The sequence below is a fragment of the Ruegeria conchae genome (assembly GCF_000192475.1).
GTDB lineage: Bacteria > Pseudomonadota > Alphaproteobacteria > Rhodobacterales > Rhodobacteraceae > Ruegeria > Ruegeria conchae.
Map to the genome: position 1 here is coordinate 55371 of NZ_AEYW01000013.1, position 18014 is coordinate 73384.

Annotated in this window: 15 protein-coding genes; 7 read left to right on the forward strand and 8 right to left on the reverse strand. The window is 59.1% G+C overall.

Features of this window, described 5'->3' with window-relative positions:
- Nucleotides 1–32: 32 nt before the first annotated feature.
- On the reverse strand, nt 33–1142 hold the full coding sequence (locus G7G_RS0112150) for a pyridoxal phosphate-dependent aminotransferase (protein ID WP_010441700.1): 1110 nt from the start codon (nt 1140–1142) through the stop codon (nt 33–35).
- A gap of 93 nt (nt 1143–1235) precedes the next feature.
- Here G7G_RS0112150 and G7G_RS0112155 point away from each other — a divergent pair, with 93 nt between their 5' ends.
- Complete coding sequence (locus G7G_RS0112155) at nt 1236–2306, forward strand: SMP-30/gluconolactonase/LRE family protein (RefSeq protein ID WP_010441701.1); 1071 nt, start codon at nt 1236–1238, stop codon at nt 2304–2306.
- Between the two features lie 67 nt (nt 2307–2373).
- Nucleotides 2374–3156, forward strand: coding sequence for a crotonase/enoyl-CoA hydratase family protein (locus tag G7G_RS0112160; RefSeq protein ID WP_010441702.1), 783 nt, complete (start codon nt 2374–2376; stop codon nt 3154–3156).
- Here the strand turns inward: G7G_RS0112160 and G7G_RS0112165 are convergent, their stop codons facing one another.
- From G7G_RS0112165 to G7G_RS0112180, 4 genes are all read right to left on the reverse strand, one after another.
- Nucleotides 3157–3489 carry a DnaJ family domain-containing protein gene (locus G7G_RS0112165; protein WP_010441703.1) on the reverse strand — a complete coding sequence of 111 codons (333 nt, stop codon included), beginning with the start codon at nt 3487–3489 and terminating at the stop codon, nt 3157–3159.
- 39 nt (nt 3490–3528) lie between these two features.
- The gene (locus G7G_RS0112170) at nt 3529–4692 is read right to left on the reverse strand and encodes a benzoate/H(+) symporter BenE family transporter (protein WP_010441704.1); all 1164 of its coding nucleotides are present in this window, start codon (nt 4690–4692) and stop codon (nt 3529–3531) included.
- A 140-nt stretch (nt 4693–4832) separates the two neighbouring features.
- Complete coding sequence (locus tag G7G_RS0112175; protein WP_010441705.1) at nt 4833–7991, reverse strand: valine--tRNA ligase; 3159 nt, start codon at nt 7989–7991, stop codon at nt 4833–4835.
- 93 nt (nt 7992–8084) lie between these two features.
- Nucleotides 8085–8984, reverse strand: a complete 900-nt coding sequence (locus G7G_RS0112180) for a phytanoyl-CoA dioxygenase family protein (protein WP_010441706.1) — start codon at nt 8982–8984, stop codon at nt 8085–8087.
- Nucleotides 8985–9160: 176 nt separating this feature from the next.
- Here G7G_RS0112180 and G7G_RS0112185 point away from each other — a divergent pair, with 176 nt between their 5' ends.
- Together G7G_RS0112185 and G7G_RS0112190 are read left to right on the forward strand one after the other, a co-directional pair.
- Nucleotides 9161–11452: a xanthine dehydrogenase family protein molybdopterin-binding subunit gene (locus G7G_RS0112185; RefSeq protein WP_010441707.1), complete on the forward strand. Its 2292-nt coding sequence runs from the start codon at nt 9161–9163 to the stop codon at nt 11450–11452.
- Nucleotides 11430–12506, forward strand: coding sequence for a DUF2235 domain-containing protein (locus G7G_RS0112190; RefSeq protein ID WP_010441708.1), 1077 nt, complete (start codon nt 11430–11432; stop codon nt 12504–12506). Before G7G_RS0112185 ends, G7G_RS0112190 begins: the two co-directional genes overlap by 23 nt.
- A gap of 107 nt (nt 12507–12613) precedes the next feature.
- Here the strand turns inward: G7G_RS0112190 and G7G_RS0112195 are convergent, their stop codons facing one another.
- Together G7G_RS0112195 and G7G_RS0112200 are read right to left on the reverse strand one after the other, a co-directional pair.
- Nucleotides 12614–12958: a hypothetical protein gene (locus tag G7G_RS0112195; RefSeq protein WP_010441709.1), complete on the reverse strand. Its 345-nt coding sequence runs from the start codon at nt 12956–12958 to the stop codon at nt 12614–12616.
- Between the two features lie 201 nt (nt 12959–13159).
- Complete coding sequence (locus G7G_RS0112200) at nt 13160–13729, reverse strand: GcrA family cell cycle regulator (protein WP_010441710.1); 570 nt, start codon at nt 13727–13729, stop codon at nt 13160–13162.
- Between the two features lie 125 nt (nt 13730–13854).
- Between G7G_RS0112200 and G7G_RS0112205 the strand changes: the two genes are divergently transcribed.
- Nucleotides 13855–14658: an ABC transporter permease gene (locus G7G_RS0112205; RefSeq protein WP_010441711.1), complete on the forward strand. Its 804-nt coding sequence runs from the start codon at nt 13855–13857 to the stop codon at nt 14656–14658.
- Here G7G_RS0112205 and G7G_RS0112210 read toward each other — a convergent pair.
- Nucleotides 14640–15530 carry a DMT family transporter gene (locus G7G_RS0112210; protein ID WP_037321491.1) on the reverse strand — a complete coding sequence of 297 codons (891 nt, stop codon included), beginning with the start codon at nt 15528–15530 and terminating at the stop codon, nt 14640–14642. The two genes, G7G_RS0112205 and G7G_RS0112210, sit on opposite strands and share 19 nt — an antisense overlap.
- Nucleotides 15531–15824: 294 nt before the next feature.
- Between G7G_RS0112210 and G7G_RS0112215 the strand changes: the two genes are divergently transcribed.
- Together G7G_RS0112215 and argF are read left to right on the forward strand one after the other, a co-directional pair.
- Nucleotides 15825–17012: an aspartate aminotransferase family protein gene (locus tag G7G_RS0112215; RefSeq protein ID WP_010441713.1), complete on the forward strand. Its 1188-nt coding sequence runs from the start codon at nt 15825–15827 to the stop codon at nt 17010–17012.
- Nucleotides 17013–17039: 27 nt separating this feature from the next.
- Nucleotides 17040–17966, forward strand: coding sequence for an ornithine carbamoyltransferase (gene argF / locus G7G_RS0112220; protein ID WP_010441714.1), 927 nt, complete (start codon nt 17040–17042; stop codon nt 17964–17966).
- The last annotated feature ends 48 nt before the right edge of the window (nt 17967–18014 follow it).

Sequence of the window (18014 nt, forward strand, 5' to 3'; positions counted from 1 at the left end):
CGCGTCAGCGCGATGGGGGGCAGAGAGCCCCTCTACACGGCTCGGGTACTTGCTAAGGCCTTGGGCAAAGCAGCCTCGAAAGCGACAATCTCTGCCTCTCCCCCACAACTCACGCGAATACACCTGTTCTGAGGCGCAGCGAACGGCATGCGCACAAACACTCCCTGTTCGACCAGCGAGTCCAGAACGGCTTTGGCAAACACCCCATCGTGCCCGCAGTCAATCGCCACGAAATTTGTGGCTGAGGGCAAAGGTTCCAACCCATTGGACCGTGCAATCCGTGCGATCCGATCCCGAGCTTCGGCGATCTGATCCTGAACCTGCGCCAGCCAATCGCTGTCCTCAAGCGCGGCCAAAGCCCCGGCTTGGGCAGCCCGGTTCATACCGAAATGGTTGCGCACTTTGTTGAAGGCGGAAATCAACCCGGGCGCACCGATGGCATAGCCAACCCGAGCCCCGGCCATCCCATAGACCTTGGAAAACGTCCGCATTCGGATGACCCGCGGATCATCAGCCGCGACAGGCGCGGCGGTGCCCTCCGGGGCGCATTCTACATACGCCTCGTCCAGAACCAGCACGCAGCCTTCTGGTAACGCTTCCATCGCGGCCACGATATCCGCGCCGGAATGCCAAGTGCCCATCGGGTTGTCAGGGTTGGCCAGATAGACCAGCTTTGCGTTCACCTCTGCTGCTTTGGCAAACAACGCCTCCGGGTCCTCGTGATCGTCGCGATAGGGAATCTTGTGCAAATCCCCTCCGAACCCCGCCACATGGTAGTTAAAGGTGGGATACGCCCCGTCCGACGTCACAACCGCATCTCCATGCCCGACCAACAGCCGAACCAGATAGCCCAGCAAGCCATCAATGCCTTCGCCGACAACGATATTTTCGGGCGCTACCCCATGATACGCGGCCAGCGCGTGGCGCAATTCGTAATTCTCAGGATCGCCATACATCCATATCTCACCCGCCGCCCGCTGCATCGCCTCTATGGCGCGCGGCGAGGGGCCAAACACGCTCTCATTTGCACCGATCCGGGCGATAAAGGGCGCGCCACGCTGACGCTCCTGCGTTTCGGGGCCGACAAATGGCACGGTTGCGGGCAGGGATTGGGCAAGCGGGGTGTAACGAGGAACGGTCATGGCGGCAGATAAGCGCAACCTCTGCAGCGGGGCAAGCCTTGCACGCAGATGCAATCACAGTCAGTGTGCTCGCAACCGCAGTTCGGAGGCGTTATGCGTTATATACTGGCACTTGTCCTTATCGGTCTTGCCTATCTCGTGTTCTGGCCGGTCCCGGTTGACCCGGTGGCCTACGAGCCACCCGAACCGCCCGGATTCACGGGCGATTTCATCGAAAACAACTATCTCGATACAGCACAGCTGATCTCGCTACCGGCGGGGGAGATTGGCTCAGAAGACATCGCAGTGATGCTAGACGGCGCAGTTTATACCACCGGCCAATCCGGCACCCTCTATCGCATCGACGGTGACCAGCCGGCCGAGATCGATCAACTTGGCGGCCGCCCCCTCGGTCTGCGGGCGGGGCCAGATGGCGCGCTCTATATCGCCGACAGCTTTCGAGGGCTGATGCGCTGGGCCGGGCCCGGAACGCTGGCAACACTGGTCTCCGAGATCGATGGCGCGCCTATCATCTATGCCAACAACCTGGACGTGGCACAGGACGGCACGGTCTATTTCTCGAACTCCTCAGACCGGTTCGATCCTGAAACCATGGGCGGCACCAAACCCACCTCGGTCATGACGATCTGGGAGCAATCGCCAACCGGCTATGTGGCACGTTATTCGCCTGACGGCACCGCCGAAAAGATCGCAGAAGGGTTCGTCTACACCAACGGCATTGCCCTTTCACCGGACGAAGATTTCCTGCTGATTGCCGAAACGGGTCGGGCAAGGGTGCACAAGCTGTGGCTGGTCGGCCCCAAAGCCGGAAAACAAGAGGTTCTTTTGGATAACCTGCCAGGCTATCCGGATAACATCAAAGCGCAAGGTGACGGCACCTATTGGATGGCATTCGCCAGCCCGCGCGTGCCTGCAGAAAAGCTGATGCCCTATCCCTTCCTACGCAAGATAATATGGCGGTTGGGACCCAAGGTGCGCCCCGCGCCGATCCACCGCGGTATGCTGGTACAGTTTGATGGTGACGGAACCATCCTGCGTACGCTGCAAGACCCCCAAGGGCGGCTGGGCATCACCACTGCGGGCCAGGCGGCTGGCGACCAGTTCTATGTAATGACTCTGGACTCTCCCTGGTTTGGTCGGATGCCGATCGCCGATTTGCCCTGACGTCGTTGTAGCGCTGCTTGCCTCTTACTGGCATGCTTGACGCAACAAAGAACGCACCGGAGGTCCCATGTCCCGCGTATCCGTCGAATACAAAGATCACATCGCCCATGTCACGTTGACTCGCGGCGACAAGATGAACGCTTTGGACGATGCGATGATCAAGGCTATCCTCTCGGCGGGGCAAGAGGTCGCCGCCGCCGATATCCGGGCGGTGGTGCTGTCGGGAGAGGGCAAAAGCTTCTGCGCCGGGCTCGATATGGCCAGCTTTGCCAGCATGGCCCAAACAGACCCGACCGAATGGCTGATGACCCGCAGCCACGAAGATGCCAATGAGTTGCAGGAGATTGCCCTGATCTGGCGGCGTGTCCCGGCCCCGGTAATCTGCGCCATTCAGGGCGTGGCCTATGGCGGTGGCCTGCAGATCGCATTGGGTGCGGATATCCGCATCGCGCACCCCGAGGCCAAGCTGTCGGTGATGGAGATGAAATGGGGCCTCATTCCCGACATGGGCGGGATGGTGTTGCTGCCTGAGCTTGTTCGTTCGGACGTTCTGCGCCTTCTGACCTATACCGCCCGTCCGATCGGTGCGCCGCAGGCCGCAGATTGGGGGCTGGTGACGAAACTCTCGGATGACCCGCTGACCGAGGCACTTGCGCTGGCCGAGGATATCACGGGCAAAAGCCCCTCGGCCATCCGTGCCGCCAAGCGTCTGATCGATGTGGCCGAAACCCGAGACCGCGCACATGTGTTGATGGCCGAATCCTCAGAGCAGGTCGACCTGATTGGAAAGCCAGATCAGATGGAGGTTGTCATGGCGCAGATGCAGGGCCGCAAGCCCGAGTTCAAGTAGTCACCGCATAAAACTGCGTCGCGCATCGCGGGCCATATTGTATCGCATCTCCAGATCGGCGATGCGGGACATCGCCGACTTGCGCTCTTCGGGATCCGTCAGAGCATCATAATCCTTGCGTGCCGCGTCGAGTTTTTTCTTGATGTTGAACTCTTCCGGCAGAACCCCGGCCTGCGCCATGATGCGGTGACCAGCGGCAATGGCAGGATCACCCTGCGCCTCACTTGAACGGTCAGGCAGCGGCGCACCTTCGCCTTCAAGCCCCTGCAACTGGCCCTCGGCCTGTGCCTTCTTGATCTGGCGTTCCACCAGTTTTCCAAGCGATCCGAACATGTCTGTATTCTACTGCCTGTGACGGTCGGGCGAAAGGGATTACCGCACTCTGTTTGTCACGACATACGCAATTCCGCCGGCCAAAAGCCCCCAGACCGCCGCACCCAATCCAAAGACCGTGATACCAGAGGCGGTGATGACCAAGGTCAGAATTGCCGCCTCGCGCTCGGCAGGGATATCCAACGCTGCATGCATGGCGTTGGCCATGACCCCGATCAGAGCAACCCCTGCCAGCGTACCCATCAGCAATGGGTCGGCATGGGCAGCAAAGCTTGTGATTGCCACCGCAAAGATGCCAAACAAGCAGTAAAACACACCACCCATTACAGCAGACCAGTACCGCTGAGCCGGGTCAGGATGGCTGTCCTCATTGGAACACATCGCGGCGGTGATTGCTGCCAGACAGGTCGCCGGCGCTCCAAACGGGGCCGAGAGCATGCTTGCGCCACCGACGGATGAAAACAACCGGCCGGGAACTGGATCGAAGCCAAAGCTGCGCATCACAGCGACACCGGGAATGTTCTGTGTCGCCATCGTGACGATAAACAGCGGTACGCCGATTCCGATGGCAGATGCGACCGAGAACGTGGGCATGGTCCAGACCGGAGCAGCGATCAGACGATCTGGCATCAATTGAGCATCTCCCGCGTTCAGCGATACAATGATAGCCGCCGCGACCACAGCTGCCGGAACCGCGATCAACCGATTGAAACGGCCCGCAATAAACCATGTTAGGATCACCGGCAACGCCTGCCATGGGATCTCGACCGTCGCTTTGAATGGTACAAGGCAAAGCGGCAAGAGCACGCCTGCCAGCATCGCTTGCGCCAGAGTAATTGGGATTGCTGCAGCCAACCGACCAAGCGGTTTCCACAGCCCTGCCAGAACGGTCAGGGCTCCGGCGCAAAGGAATGCGCCGATTGCGCCTGAAAACCCTTCGGTCGGTGTAGCAGACACAGCCAGCAGCGCGACACCTGGCGTGGACCAGGCAACGCTGATTGGTAACTTGTGAAACAGGCTCAACACAATGGCGGCCAGCCCCATAGCGATGGCTGCACTCATCAGGCCCGAGGCGGCTTCCTGCGAAGAGGCTCCCATCGCGTTCAGCCCCTGCAACACAATTGGGAATGAGCTGAAGAACCCGACGATGGCCACGACCAGTCCGGTCGAAACGGTCTGCATTGGGGGAAATGCGCGTGTCATCCTGTCCTCGGCTATAACCACCCGCACTTGCTAACAATCTCAAGCTGCCGCGAACAAGGTGAAATACGTCATTGCACAGTAAAAACCCGCCGGGAGAACGGCGGGCTTTTGAACTTTGAGTGCTTATGAAAGGTAGAGGATCAGGCGATCTCGGCCAGACGTGCAAGCGCCTCGTTCAGCTTGGCTTCTTCTTCCTCACGGGCTGCAAGATTCGCTTTGGCTTCAGCAACAACCTCTTCCGGGGCCGAAGCCACGAATTTGGGGTTGTTCAGTCGCCCGCGCAGACCACCAAGCTCTTTTGCGAGCTTGCCCATGGCTTTCTCCAGCCGTTCCTTTTCCGCGCCGATATCGATGATGTCCGCCAGCGGCAGGCCAAAGCTCGCACCTGGGGCGGCAATCGAGATGGTCCCCTTGGGCAATTCATCGGCCTTGGTCAGGCTGTCGATCCGCGCAAGACGCTTGATCAGCGCTTCATTGCGGTCCCATGCAGCCTGCCCGTGGGCGTCGATCTCGGTCACCAGCATAGGGACATAAAGGCCGGCAGGAACACGCATCTGCGCGCGGGCTGAGCGGGTGTTTTCGATCACCGAGATCACCCAGTTCATCTCACGATCCGCTTCCGCGTCGACCAGTTCGGTGCCGTAAGTTGGCCAGTCGGCGTGGACGACCATCTTGGCGCGGCTGCCGGTCAGCCCCCAGAGCTCTTCGGTGATGAAGGGCATGATCGGGTGCAGCAGGATCATGCACTGATCCAGAACCCAGCGCATGGTGGCGCGGGTCTCGGCCTGTGCTTCGGCGTCGTCGCCTTGCAGCAGAGGTTTCGACAGTTCCACATACCAGTCGCAGACCTTGCCCCAGACAAAGGCATAAAGCCCGTTGGCCGCGTCGTTGAAGCGATAGCTTTCCAGCGCTGCATCGACTTCTTCCCGCACGCGGGCGGTTTCGCCAATGATCCAGCGGTTTACGGCGGCTTTGGGTTTCAGATCAGCCACATCCAGTTGCGGGACGCTGTCGGTGAAGACCTCGTTCATCTCGGCAAAGCGGACGGCATTCCAAAGCTTGGTGCCGAAGTTGCGATAGCCGGTGATGCGCTCTTTGGAGAGTTTCAGCACTCCGCCGATGGCCGCCATCGAGGCATTGGTAAAGCGCAGCGCGTCGGCGCCAAATTCGTCCACGATCTCCAGCGGGTCGATGACGTTGCCGGTGGTCTTGGACATCTTCTTGCCCTTCTCGTCGCGGACGAGTTGGTGCAGGTAAACGGTGTGGAACGGGATTTGGTCGACCACGGCCAGTTGCATCATCATCATCCGCGCGACCCAGAAGAACAGGATGTCGAAGCCGGTGATCAGAACATCCGTGGGGAAGTAGCGCTCCAGCTCTTCGGTCTTCTCGGGCCAGCCCAGCGTGCCGATGGGCCAGAGGCCGGAGGAGAACCAGGTGTCAAGGACATCGGGATCGCGCCAGACCGGATACACCAGCTTGGTCGGGTCCTGTTCGACTGCGTACTGAGCAAGGCTTTCAGCGAATTGATGGATGGCCGCATGCTTGTCAGCGACCTCAATAACGGTCGCATGGCTCAGCGGGCTGGGGATATTGGCATTGTCGTCCAGGAATTTATCGACAACAGCATCAAAGTTGGGCGCACATTCCATGACATTGCCACGGTGAAGCATGCCGCCTTCGTTCAGCAGACGTCCCAATTCGACTAGATCAAGGTCGCCGTCGTTTTCGTCGTCCTTGAAGTTCTCAGCCGATAGATCAAGGCCATACCAAACCGGAATCTGATGTCCCCACCATAGCTGGCGAGAGATGCACCACGGTTCGATGTTTTCCAACCAATGGTAATACGTCTTTTCACCGGACTCGGGGATGATCTTGACGGTGCCGTCCTTGACCGCATCCAGTGCAGGGCCAACGACCTTTTCAGCATCGACGAACCACTGATCGGTCAGCATCGGCTCGATCACGACTTTTGAGCGGTCGCCGAATGGCTGCATGATTGGTTTGGATTCGACCAGCGGAACGGTTTTGTCCGCGCCTTCGTGGTCCGGCTTCAGCGCGGTCGATCCCAGACGCGGGTCATCAGCACGGGTCATGACAGCCAGACCTTCGCTGGTGATCTCGTCGATCACTTTGGCGCGCGCCTCGAACCGGTCCAATCCGCGCAGGTGGTCGGGAACAAGGTTGATCGCGTCGATCTCACCTTCGGTAAAGGACTGACCGCGTGCGTATTGACCGGCTTTGTACGCCTCATTCGCGTAAGGTGCGCCATCGGCCCGCATGTGCCCGCTTGTATCCATCAGGCGATACAGCGGTATGCCACCACGTTTGGCGACCTGATAGTCGTTGAAATCATGCGCGCCAGTGATCTTCACCGCGCCCGAGCCGAAATCGGGATCGGGGTAATCATCGTTAATAATCGGGATATGACGGCGGTGCTCTTTCGGACCAACCGGGATTTCGCAAAGCTTGCCGACGATGGGGGCGTACCGTTCGTCCGAGGGATGAACCGCAACCGCGCCATCACCCAGCATGGTTTCGGGGCGCGTCGTGGCGATCGAGATGTAATCGCGCTCTTCCTCAAGCACTACGTTCCCGTCTTCGTCCTTCTCGACGTAAGTGTATGTCTCGCCCCCGGCCAGCGGGTATTTGAAGTGCCACATGTGGCCGGCGACTTCGATATTCTCGACTTCCAAGTCCGAAATGGCAGTTTCGAAATGCGGATCCCAGTTGACCAGCCGCTTACCGCGATAGATCAGGCCTTTTTCGTACATCTCGACGAAGACCTTGATGACCGCGTCGTGAAAATTCGCAGAATTTTCGTGTCCGGTACGCGGATCGCGCGGCGCGCCAGCCATGGTGAAAGCATTGCGCGACCAATCACAGGACGACCCCAGTCGTTTCAACTGTTCGATGATCGTGCCGCCGTATTCGCCTTTCCATTCCCAGACCTTGTCCAGAAATGCCTCACGCCCTAGTTCGCGCCGACCAGGTTGCTGAGTGGCCGCCAGCATCTTTTCGACCTGCATCTGCGTGGCGATACCAGCGTGGTCCTGACCGGGCTGCCACAGAGTGTCGAAGCCGCGCATCCGGTGCCAACGGGTCAGAATATCCTGCAACGTGTTGTTGAACGCATGGCCCACATGCAAGGCCCCCGTCACGTTGGGCGGCGGGATCATGATGGTAAAGCTCTCGTCGCGCGATTTGTTCGCGCCTGCCTTGAAGGCTCCGGCCTGTTCCCAGGCCTGATAGATGCGGGCCTCGGCCTCGGCCGCGTTGAATGTCTTTTCCATCGCCATGGGATGCGTCCTGCGTCAACAAATTCGGGTCAGCGCCTGCAATAGCGAATGGACGCGGGAAGGGGAAGGCCCTGCGCGGCAGTCGGGCCCGTCTCAGCCCGGATTCGATGGGGCCTGATCGTAAAGCTGCAGTTTCTCACCGGCCCCCTGGGCCATCGCTTTGGCCTGATCGGCGCGAATGCGCGCGTGAAGGTCCAGAGCGTCTTGTGCAAACAATTCCTTCGGCGCCGGGATGTGAATGAAATTCCCCACCCGGTCTTCGCCGCGCGCCAGAATGGCGTAGTCACGGTCGGCGACCTTTTGCTGCGCGTTGGGGTTGAGATAGCGGATGGCCAGACCGATCCGACGATCATCCGACGCGTTTGGACCTGATCCGTGGATCGTCAGCCCGTGATGCAGTGACATCTGACCGGGCTGTAGCTCGATATGCGTCTTGTCCTCATCTGCAACGTCCACTGCAACTTCCTGCCCACGCGACAGCAGGTTGTTGTCGGAAAACGTATCATTATGCGGCAGGATCGGATTCTTGTGGCTGGCTTTCACAAAATCCATGCAACCGCTTTCGACTGTTGCGGGGGACAGGGCGATCCATGCGGTCAACTGGTCCGAGGTTTCACCCATCCCCCAATAGGTCAGGTCCTGATGCATGCCCACCACCTGCGTTGTACGCGGTTCCTTGATGAACAGTTCAGCCGACCACAGCAGCAGATCGGGACCCAGCACGCCTTCGACTACGTCCAGAACGCGCGGGTCCAGAGAAATGCGCGTGGCCAGAGGCATCACCACATGCGCGTTGATGCGTTTGTACATGTTCAATGGCAGTGGCAGGTCCGCCTCGCGCCAATTGGCTTCGACATCTTCCAACTCGGCACGGAACCCAGCGGCTTCTGCGGCAGAGAACACGGGGATCGGAAAGATAAACCCCTCATCCCAATAGGCCTTGACAGCTTGGCTCTTCAATCGGCCATTCGTCAGCTTGATTTCTGTGGTCACGGGAACCTCCGCAAGACTGAATATGGGTTCAGCCTAGGCGTGCCCAAGTTGGGCGCGCAACGCGGTTTCCAGACATGAATGTCGCTTTCAGACCGCGCGCAGGGAAATTTTCAGCCTCTGGACAAGGAGCAGCTTCACGCTAGGGTCGCGCATTCAGGCAGCCAAAGGATCATCCCATGGAAAAATTCGGCAAAAGCCAGCCCGTCAAACGAACCGAAGATCAGCGGTTTCTGACCGGGCAGGGGCGGTACATGGATGATGCGGTGCCCGAGAATGCCCTGTTTGCTGCTTTCTTTCGAAGCTCTATGGCGCATGCCACGATAACTGCGCTGGACCTTGAAGAGGCGCGTGCGGCTGATGGGGTGCGTCTGGTCATGGCACTCGAGGATCTGACCGATGCCGGGATCGATACAGTGATGAATGCCACCACAGTTGCCAACCGCGACGGCACTCAAGGCGCAGCGTCCGAACGGAACATGTTGGCCAAGGATCGCGTGCGTTTCGTCGGGGAACCCGTTGCGGTCGTCATTGCCGACTCATTGTTGCAGGCGCGCGATGCAGTCGAATTGATCTGGATGGAAACCGAAGACCTGCCGGTCAAGACGGATGTCGCTGCGGGTGGGGAGCCTTTGCATCCACAAGCCCCCGACAACCGCGCCTTTGACTGGGGCTTGGGTGATGAGAAGGCGACCAATGCGGCCTTTCAGTCTGCGGCGCGCACCGTCGCGCTGAACGTGCATGACAACCGGGTCATCGTGAGCTCGATCGAACCGCGTGGCTGTCAGGCCGATTGGTCGGGTAGCCGTTTGCATTTCTCCTATGGCGGGCAGGGCGTCTGGGGGATGAAAGCGCAACTGGCACATAAGCTGAAACTGGATCCCGAGGCGATCCGCGTTACTACGCCCGATGTCGGCGGCGGATTCGGTATGAAGGCGATGCCCTATCCCGAATACTTCACCGTTGCTGTTGCTGCTATGAAATTGGGCCAGCCCGTGCACTGGATGTCGGACCGGTCCGAAGCGATGCTGTCCGATCACCACGGCCGTGACCTGACCTCGCTGGCGGAACTCGCATTTGATGCGGATCACAAGATCACCGCCTACCGGGTCCACAGCAAGATCAACCTTGGTGCCTATAACAGCCACTTCGCACAGGCCATCCAAACCCAATTGTTTAGCCGCGTTCTGATGGGCGTCTACGATGTGCAAACCACCTATTTGCGGGTCGAGGGATTCTTCACCAACACCACGCAGGTCGATGCCTATCGCGGGGCCGGTCGGCCTGAGGCGATCTATGTATTGGAGCGTGTCATGGACCGCGCTGCACGCGAGCTTGGCGTCGACCCGTGGGAACTGCGGCGCAAGAATTTCATCCGACCCGAAGCTTTCCCCTACAAGACCGCAACCGGTGAAACCTATGATGTGGGTGAGTTCGACATGGTCCTCAGCCGCGCCGCCGAGCAGACCACCGGCTTTGAGGCCCGCAAGGCGGCGGATGCCGAAAACGGTCTGATCCGGGGGCAGGGGCTTTGTTACTATATCGAAAGTATTTTGGGGGATCCTTCCGAGGGGGCAAAGGTCGAGTTTTGCGAGGATGGAACGGTGAACCTCTATGTCGGCACGCAGTCCAACGGGCAGGGGCATGAAACAGTCTATGCCCAGTTCCTGTCAGATCAGACGGGCATTCCGGCGCACCTGATCAATGTTGTGCAAGGCGACACGGACAGGCTGGCGCAAGGTGGCGGGACTGGCGGGTCACGCTCGGTCACGACCCAAAGCAACGCGACACTGGTGACGGTTGATACGATGATTGCCGCATTCACACCCTATCTTGCGGATAAGATGGGGGTAGAGGAAAGCGATGTGACCTTCGACCATGAAACCTTCCGCGCGCCGGGGTCCAACCTGACCCCCACGCTGACCGAGGCGGCTGAGATGGCGCGCGCAGACGGGCGCACCGATCTGTTGCAACACAAGGCGCGCGCCAAGTTAGAGGCGCGCAGCTATCCCAACGGCGCACATGTTGCTGAAGTTGTTATTGATTCTTTCACTGGTGAAACATGGGTCGATCGCTACACGGTCGTGGATGATTTCGGTAACCTTATCAATCCGATGCTCGCCGAAGGGCAAGTGCATGGAGGAGTTGTGCAGGGTATCGGTCAGGCGCTGAATGAACATGTTGTGCATGATGCCGAGGGGCAACTGCTCACGGCATCGTTCATGGACTACGCCTTGCCCCGTGCGGCGGGGATACCCATGATAGAGTTTACCTCGGTGCCAATTCCATCAACCGCCAACCCGATGGGGATGAAAGGCTGTGGCGAGGCCGGCACCGTGGGCGCATTGGCCGCTGTGGCAAACGCGGTTCAGGATGCGCTCTGGGATCACGGGGTGCGGCAGGCGGATATGCCTTTCACACCTCATAGAGTTTGGGAATTGTTGACGCATGGTTCTGTCGCGGCTGAGTAGAAAGGTACTGGGATGGCTCGGGCGGCCTCTGCGGTCCGAGCACTCGGCCGAAACACGCCATCGCGAACCGATCAGCCATGTCATCATCCTTGATGGCACCATGTCGACACTTGAACCGGGTTATGAGACTCACGCCGGCCAGACCCTGCGTCTGTGCTGCGAGATGGGCAGCAAGGTTTCGGTCTTCTACGAAGCCGGTGTGCAGTGGGAAAGCTGGAAGTCCACTATGGACGTGATGATGGGCCGGGGCATCAACCGCCAGATCAGACGCGCCTATGGCTACCTCGCATCTCGCTATAAGCCCGGCGACAAGATCTTTTTCATCGGCTATTCACGCGGCGCCTACGGGGTGCGCAGCCTTGCGGGTGTGATTGACGCGATCGGGCTGCTCAAGGCCGAACACGCTACTGTTCGCAATATCAAACAGGCCTATCGCCATTATGAATGCACCGCCAACGGCAAGGCTGCGGCGGAGTTTCGGCAGGCCTTCTGCCATGAGGGTGTTGCCATCGAGATGGTCGGCGTCTGGGACACGGTCAAAGCGCTGGGCCTGCGCCTGCCGCTGCTGTGGCGCTGGGCCGAGGAACGCCACGCCTTCCACAACCACCAGCTTGGCCCCGCCACCCGCCATGGTTATCACGCCATGGGTTTGGACGAGACCCGCGAGGTGTTCGAGCCGGTATTGTGGAAATGTACCCCCGATTTCAAAGGCCATATCGAGCAGGTCTGGTTCCGAGGCACCCATGGCGATGTCGGAGGTCAGCTGAACGGTTTCGAAGAAGCCCGCCCCCTCAGCAACATCTCCCTGATTTGGATGCTGGACAAAGCCGAGCTGCACGGGTTGCCCCTGCCCGAAGGCTGGCGCGACCGTTTCCCCACCGACCCCCATGCCCGCTCGGTAGGCACATGGCGCGGCTGGGGCAAGATTTTCCTGCTGCGCAAACATCGCAAAGTGGGAAAGGACCGGTCAGAGAAGCTGCATGTTTCGGTCGCGCCGGATGAGCTGCCCCGCTGGGTGCCGATGCCGGATTTGCCATCGCATCCAGCGCAGTGAAAGGTTGATCATGTGCCGGCGGTTGCAAGATCACCGACACCTCAATGTCAGGTTCGAGCCCAAAGTGACCGATGACAGTCGTCAATTTTGGAACTTGCGCCAAGGCATCAGTCAGATTTATCCGTTTTGTTTTTATCAATGCGGCGTTCGATCACACTTAGCATAAACACAACGTAGATCATGGGGAATGCAGCCAGATACCAAAGCAACGACTGTCGACCATAGTTGAAATGAACCAGCAGTAACACTGTAGAAACAAACAACAGTTTCACGCCCAGTCCTTTTCGGAACTGAGGAAGCTCGTTTCTCGTAGGAACTCTGATCAACTCAATCAATCGTGTCATGGCTTTATTGCACGTCTGTTGGTTGCGAATGTCAAGAAACCAACACAACGCCACGCTGCCTCTGAAAATGATTGGCATTTCAGCCCAAGTTACAAGCCAGACTCTCATGTTTGAATGGCAGTTTTGTCCGCACAGCTGACACTCCGGTCGAAAACACCCTCGCAGCTTTCAGCGAGGGTGTTTTCTTTGTAAGAGCTCGCTACGCCTTGTGTCGTTCCCGACTATGCAGCGCTTCCGGTAAGAGGCGTGGCGAAACGCCTGCGCCCTTTTCACGTTCTATAGTAAAGATTTAGGTTCTTGTGTTCGCTATTATCGCCGACGGTCGCGACGCGAGCTCATTGGCTGGAACGCCACGCCCACATGCGCCTCGCAATAAGGCTTGCCCGCCTCAACCGGAAGGCCGCAGAACCAGAAATCCTCGGTCGCGGGGTCGCCGACGGGCCATTTGCAGGTTTTCTCGGTCAGTTCCATCAAGGTCAGCTTCTTGGCTTTCTTCTCAATCTCGTTGACCTTGGCCAGCGCCTCGGGGCTGATTTCGTTGGCCGAAGGCTGCGGTGGCAAGGGCTGACCCGCCGGGATAATCTGGCGGCGGGCAGGGATAGCCGGTTTCGCTTCCGGAGCAGGCGCCGGTCGGGCCGGTTCTGTTTTGGGCGCCGGTTTTGGCTTGGCCTCCGCCTTGGGCGCGGGTGCCGGTTTTTCCTTGGGCTCGGCCTTTGCCGGGCTGGCGCCGGTTGCACGGTTCGACAGGCCCAGACGGTGAACCTTACCGATCACCGCGTTGCGGGTCACGCCGCCCAGTTCCTTGGCGATCTGGCTGGCCGACTGGCCCTCGCCCCACATTTTCTTCAGCAGCTCTACACGCTCGTCAGTCCAGGACATCATTTGCCTTTCAAAAGCGGAAAGCGGCCCCGGATTCGGGCCGCCTTGGGAAATCGTCTCAGCCCCCTATTTTAATCACTGCGGCCCGAGTTACAAGCGGTCTTCGAATCAGGTAAGGGGCAGACATGCAGAATCTCTTGGATCATGACGCGCGCCGCTTTGGCGCAGTGAACTGGATGGGCCTCTATACGCTGGCGCAGCGCGAAACCCTACGCTTTCTGGCGGTGTGGACTCAGACCTTGCTGGCCCCTCTGGTGACGGCGGGATTGTTCCTGCTGATCTTCACCATTGCCATCGGTCCCAGCCGTCCGGATGTGATGGGTGTTCCGTTCCTGACGTTTCTGGCCCCTGGCATCATGATGATGACGGTGATCCAGAATGCCTTTGCCAACACCTCGTCTTCGATGGTGATCGCCAAGGTGCAGGGCAATATCGTGGACACGCTGATGCCACCGCTGTCGCCGCTGGAAATCCTGCTGGGTTATCTGGCTGGCGGCATCGTTCGCGGTGTCCTGATCGCCCTTGTCGTTGCAACTGCGCTGGCGCTTGTTTTGGGTATCGTGCCGAAAAACCCGTTGATCGCACTGACCTTCGTGGTTCTGGGCGGGGCCTTCATGGGCGCGCTGGGCCTTTTTGCCGGCATATTTGCCAATAAGTTCGATCAGATGGCTGCGATTACTAACTTTATCGTCACGCCACTGGCCTTCCTGTCGGGCACTTTCTATTCGGTCGAGGCCCTGCCGCCGGTGCTGAACCGGCTCAGCCATGTGAACCCGGTCTTCTACCTGATCGACGGGTTGCGATATGGCATGATTGGTGTCTCTGACAGTTCGCCTTGGCTGGGGATGTTGATTTGCACGAGCGCGACCGTGCTGGTTGGCGCACTGACCTGGCAGATGTTGCGTACAGGCTATCGGCTCAAGGCCTGACGCTGTCGCGCCTCACGCCAGACCAGGATTAGGCCACCAGTGAGGATGATGGCCGATCCGATCATGCTGACGCTGTCCGGGACAACCTGAAACACGGCGAAATCATAGAGCGCGGCGAATATCAGCGTGGCATAGCTGATCGGCGCCACAAAGGACGCATCCGCCCGCGCCATTCCGTTGACGAAACAGGCCTGAGCGCAGGCCATCAACACGCCGATCGCCGCCAATGCCGCCCATTGCTGCGGGGTCGGCATCTGGAACACAAAGCTGACCGCAACCGTCGCAATTGTCAGCCCCATCGCGTTGTTGATCAGCAAGATCTGAATTGGAATTTCGCGGCCAGAGAGTTTCTTGATGAAAATCAGCTCCATCCCAATCACTGCTGCCGCGGTTAGGGCTAGCAAGGCGGCGGGTTGAAAACTCGCGGGTGTTGGGCGCAACAGTACCAGTGCTCCGATCAGCGCTACAATGGCTGCCATCCAGCGCCACGGACCGACGCCTTCTTTAAGCAGCGGGATCGCCAGCACCATTGCAAAGACCGGGTTCAGGAAGGATATTGCCGTCGCATCCGCAATCGGGATGAACGCAACCGAGGCGAACATCAACGTAATCCCAAGCCAGCCAAAACTTGTCCGCCCGACATGGAGGCCCCAATGGACACGCCCGAGGCGCGGGCGCAGGATTCCGACGGTCGTGACGATTACCAGAAAGGCAAACAGAAACCGCCCGTGGCTGATCTGCATTGGATTCAGCGCAGGCCCAAGAACATCTGTGCCCAGCGCCTTGGCTAGTAATGTGGTGCCTGCCAGAATGGCGCTGGCCACAAGAATCAACAGGGCCGCAAGGGCAGGGTTCTGGCTTATCGGAGTCATGGCCCACCCGTGCGTTAGCGCAGGACAAATGGCAAGCAGCAAATCCCGGTCTCAGAATGATTTTTGCCTTATTCGCAAAAACGGGGTTTTCAGACTAAACGTACACCGCTATACGACCCGCCATGATCAAAGCCGCACATATCCTGCGCCTCCGACGCCTGCGCTTTACCGCGTAACCGGCCCGTTTGATCTATTTGCGCTGTCTAAATCCGCGCAATCCCAACCAAATCAGTTGACGACCATGGCCCCAGTGTATCACTCACAGGGCTCAAGCTATTCGAAAAGGATGATCCGATGATCCCGTCCGTTCTGCCGACTTATAACCGTGCGCCCCTGACATTTGTGAAGGGCGAAGGCGCCTGGCTGACCGAGGCGGATGGCCGACGTTTTCTGGACCTTGGCGCGGGTATCGCGGTGAACGCGCTGGGCCATGCCCATCCAGCGCTGGTGGCCGCGCTGACCGAGCAGGCGCATGCGCTGTGGCATGTCTCGAACCTCTACAACATCCCGCAGCAGCAGGCGTTGGCAGACAAGCTTGTCGAACATACCTTTGCCGACACGGTATTCTTCACCAATTCGGGCACGGAATCCTGCGAACTGGCTGTGAAAATGGCCCGCAAGTATTTCTATGACAAAGGTCAGGCCGAAAAGGTCGAGATCATCACCTTCGATGGCTCATTCCATGGCCGTTCCTCGGCAGGCATCGCCGCCGCCGGGTCCGAGAAGATGACCAAAGGCTTCGGCCCGCTGCTGCCCGGCTTCGTGCACCTGACATTCGGAGATCTCGATGGCGTCACCAATGCGATCAACGAAAATACTGCCGCGATCATGATCGAGCCGGTTCAGGGTGAAGGCGGCATTCGCCCAGTCCCCGACGCCGAGCTTAAGGCCCTGCGCCAGATTTGCGATGACAACGGCCTCTTGCTGATCCTCGACGAAGTTCAGTGTGGCGTGGGCCGCACCGGCAAGCTTTTCGCCCATGAATGGGCCGGTATCACACCGGATATCATGATGGTCGCCAAGGGTATCGGCGGTGGCTTCCCTCTGGGTGCTGTTCTGGCCACAGAAGAGGCGGCCAGCGGCATGACCGCAGGCACCCACGGCTCGACCTACGGGGGCAATCCCCTCGGTTGCGCCGTCGGCTGCGCAGTAATCGATCAGGTCGCGACACCCGCTTTCCTCGAAGGTGTCAACCGCAAGGCAGGCCTGTTGCGCCAGAAACTCGAAGGCCTGATCGCCGATCACCCCGAGGTGTTCGAAGAGGTGCGCGGTTCCGGTCTGATGCTCGGTTTGAAATGTAAGCCGACCAATATCGATGTTGTCAACGCAGGCTATGACAACGAAGTCATCACCGTTCCTGCTGCCGACAATGTGATCCGCTTGCTGCCTCCGCTAACCCTGACTGAGGATGATATCGCCCAGGCCATGATCCGCCTCGACAAGGCTGCGGCGCAAGTTGAAAACGCAATGGCTTCGGCCTGAATGTGCCTGATTGAAAAGTGAAATAAAATGAACCACTTCCTTGATATCCACAAAACCGACGCAACCGCTTTGCGGGGCATGATCGATCAGGCTGGTGCCATGAAACAGGCGCGTCTGGGCCGTCCCAAAGCCGCGCCGGATGATGAGCAGCCGCTGAAGGATCGTATGGTCGCGCTGATCTTCGAAAAGCCCTCAACCCGCACCCGCGTGTCCTTTGACGTGGGCGTGCGCCAGATGGGCGGGCAGACCATGGTGCTGTCGGGCAAGGACATGCAGCTGGGTCACGGCGAAACCATCGCCGATACGGCCCGCGTGTTGTCGCGCTATGTCGACATGATCATGATCCGGACCTTCGATGAAACCATCCTGACCGAGATGGCGGAATATTCGGACGTGCCCGTCATCAACGGCCTGACCGACCGCACCCATCCTTGCCAGATCATGGCTGACGTACTGACGTTCGAGGAACATCGCGGTCCGATCAAAGGCAAAAAGGTCGTCTGGACCGGTGATGGCAACAATGTCTGCGCCTCTTTCCTGCATGCTGCCGGTCAATTCGGGTTTGATTTCACCTTCACCGGCCCGGCCCAGCTAGACCCGGAAGAAGAGTTCATGGGGCTCGCCCGCCAGCAGGGCTCGAAGGTCGTGATCGAACGGGACCCGCACAAAGCGGTTGAGGGCGCCGATCTGGTGGTCGCCGATACCTGGGTGTCGATGCACGACAGCCAGTCCGCCAAGGAGCGCCGCCACAACATGCTACGCCCCTATCAGGTCAACGCCGAGCTGATGGCGCATGCCAAACCCGACGCGCTGTTTATGCACTGTCTGCCCGCCCACCGCGAGGAAGAGGCCACGTCCGAGGTCATGGACGGCCCAAACTCGGTGATCTTCGATGAGGCCGAGAACCGTCTGCATGCGCAAAAGGCGGTCATGCGCTGGTGCCTGGGCGTCTGAGGTTCGCAAGTAAGTACCGAGAGAGCCACATGGCTCTCTTAATTCTCG

Coding starts and splice junctions, on each gene's coding strand:
- G7G_RS0112150 (WP_010441700.1), bottom strand. CDS start 1,142: ATGACCGTTCCTCGTTACACCCCGCTTGCCCAATCCCTGCCCGCAACC.
- G7G_RS0112155 (WP_010441701.1), top strand. CDS start 1,236: ATGCGTTATATACTGGCACTTGTCCTTATCGGTCTTGCCTATCTCGTG.
- G7G_RS0112160 (WP_010441702.1), top strand. CDS start 2,374: ATGTCCCGCGTATCCGTCGAATACAAAGATCACATCGCCCATGTCACG.
- G7G_RS0112165 (WP_010441703.1), bottom strand. CDS start 3,489: ATGTTCGGATCGCTTGGAAAACTGGTGGAACGCCAGATCAAGAAGGCA.
- G7G_RS0112170 (WP_010441704.1), bottom strand. CDS start 4,692: ATGACACGCGCATTTCCCCCAATGCAGACCGTTTCGACCGGACTGGTC.
- G7G_RS0112175 (WP_010441705.1), bottom strand. CDS start 7,991: ATGGCGATGGAAAAGACATTCAACGCGGCCGAGGCCGAGGCCCGCATC.
- G7G_RS0112185 (WP_010441707.1), top strand. CDS start 9,161: ATGGAAAAATTCGGCAAAAGCCAGCCCGTCAAACGAACCGAAGATCAG.
- G7G_RS0112190 (WP_010441708.1), top strand. CDS start 11,430: ATGGTTCTGTCGCGGCTGAGTAGAAAGGTACTGGGATGGCTCGGGCGG.
- G7G_RS0112195 (WP_010441709.1), bottom strand. CDS start 12,958: ATGAGAGTCTGGCTTGTAACTTGGGCTGAAATGCCAATCATTTTCAGA.
- G7G_RS0112200 (WP_010441710.1), bottom strand. CDS start 13,729: ATGTCCTGGACTGACGAGCGTGTAGAGCTGCTGAAGAAAATGTGGGGC.
- G7G_RS0112205 (WP_010441711.1), top strand. CDS start 13,855: ATGCAGAATCTCTTGGATCATGACGCGCGCCGCTTTGGCGCAGTGAAC.
- G7G_RS0112210 (WP_037321491.1), bottom strand. CDS start 15,530: ATGACTCCGATAAGCCAGAACCCTGCCCTTGCGGCCCTGTTGATTCTT.
- G7G_RS0112215 (WP_010441713.1), top strand. CDS start 15,825: ATGATCCCGTCCGTTCTGCCGACTTATAACCGTGCGCCCCTGACATTT.
- argF (WP_010441714.1), top strand. CDS start 17,040: ATGAACCACTTCCTTGATATCCACAAAACCGACGCAACCGCTTTGCGG.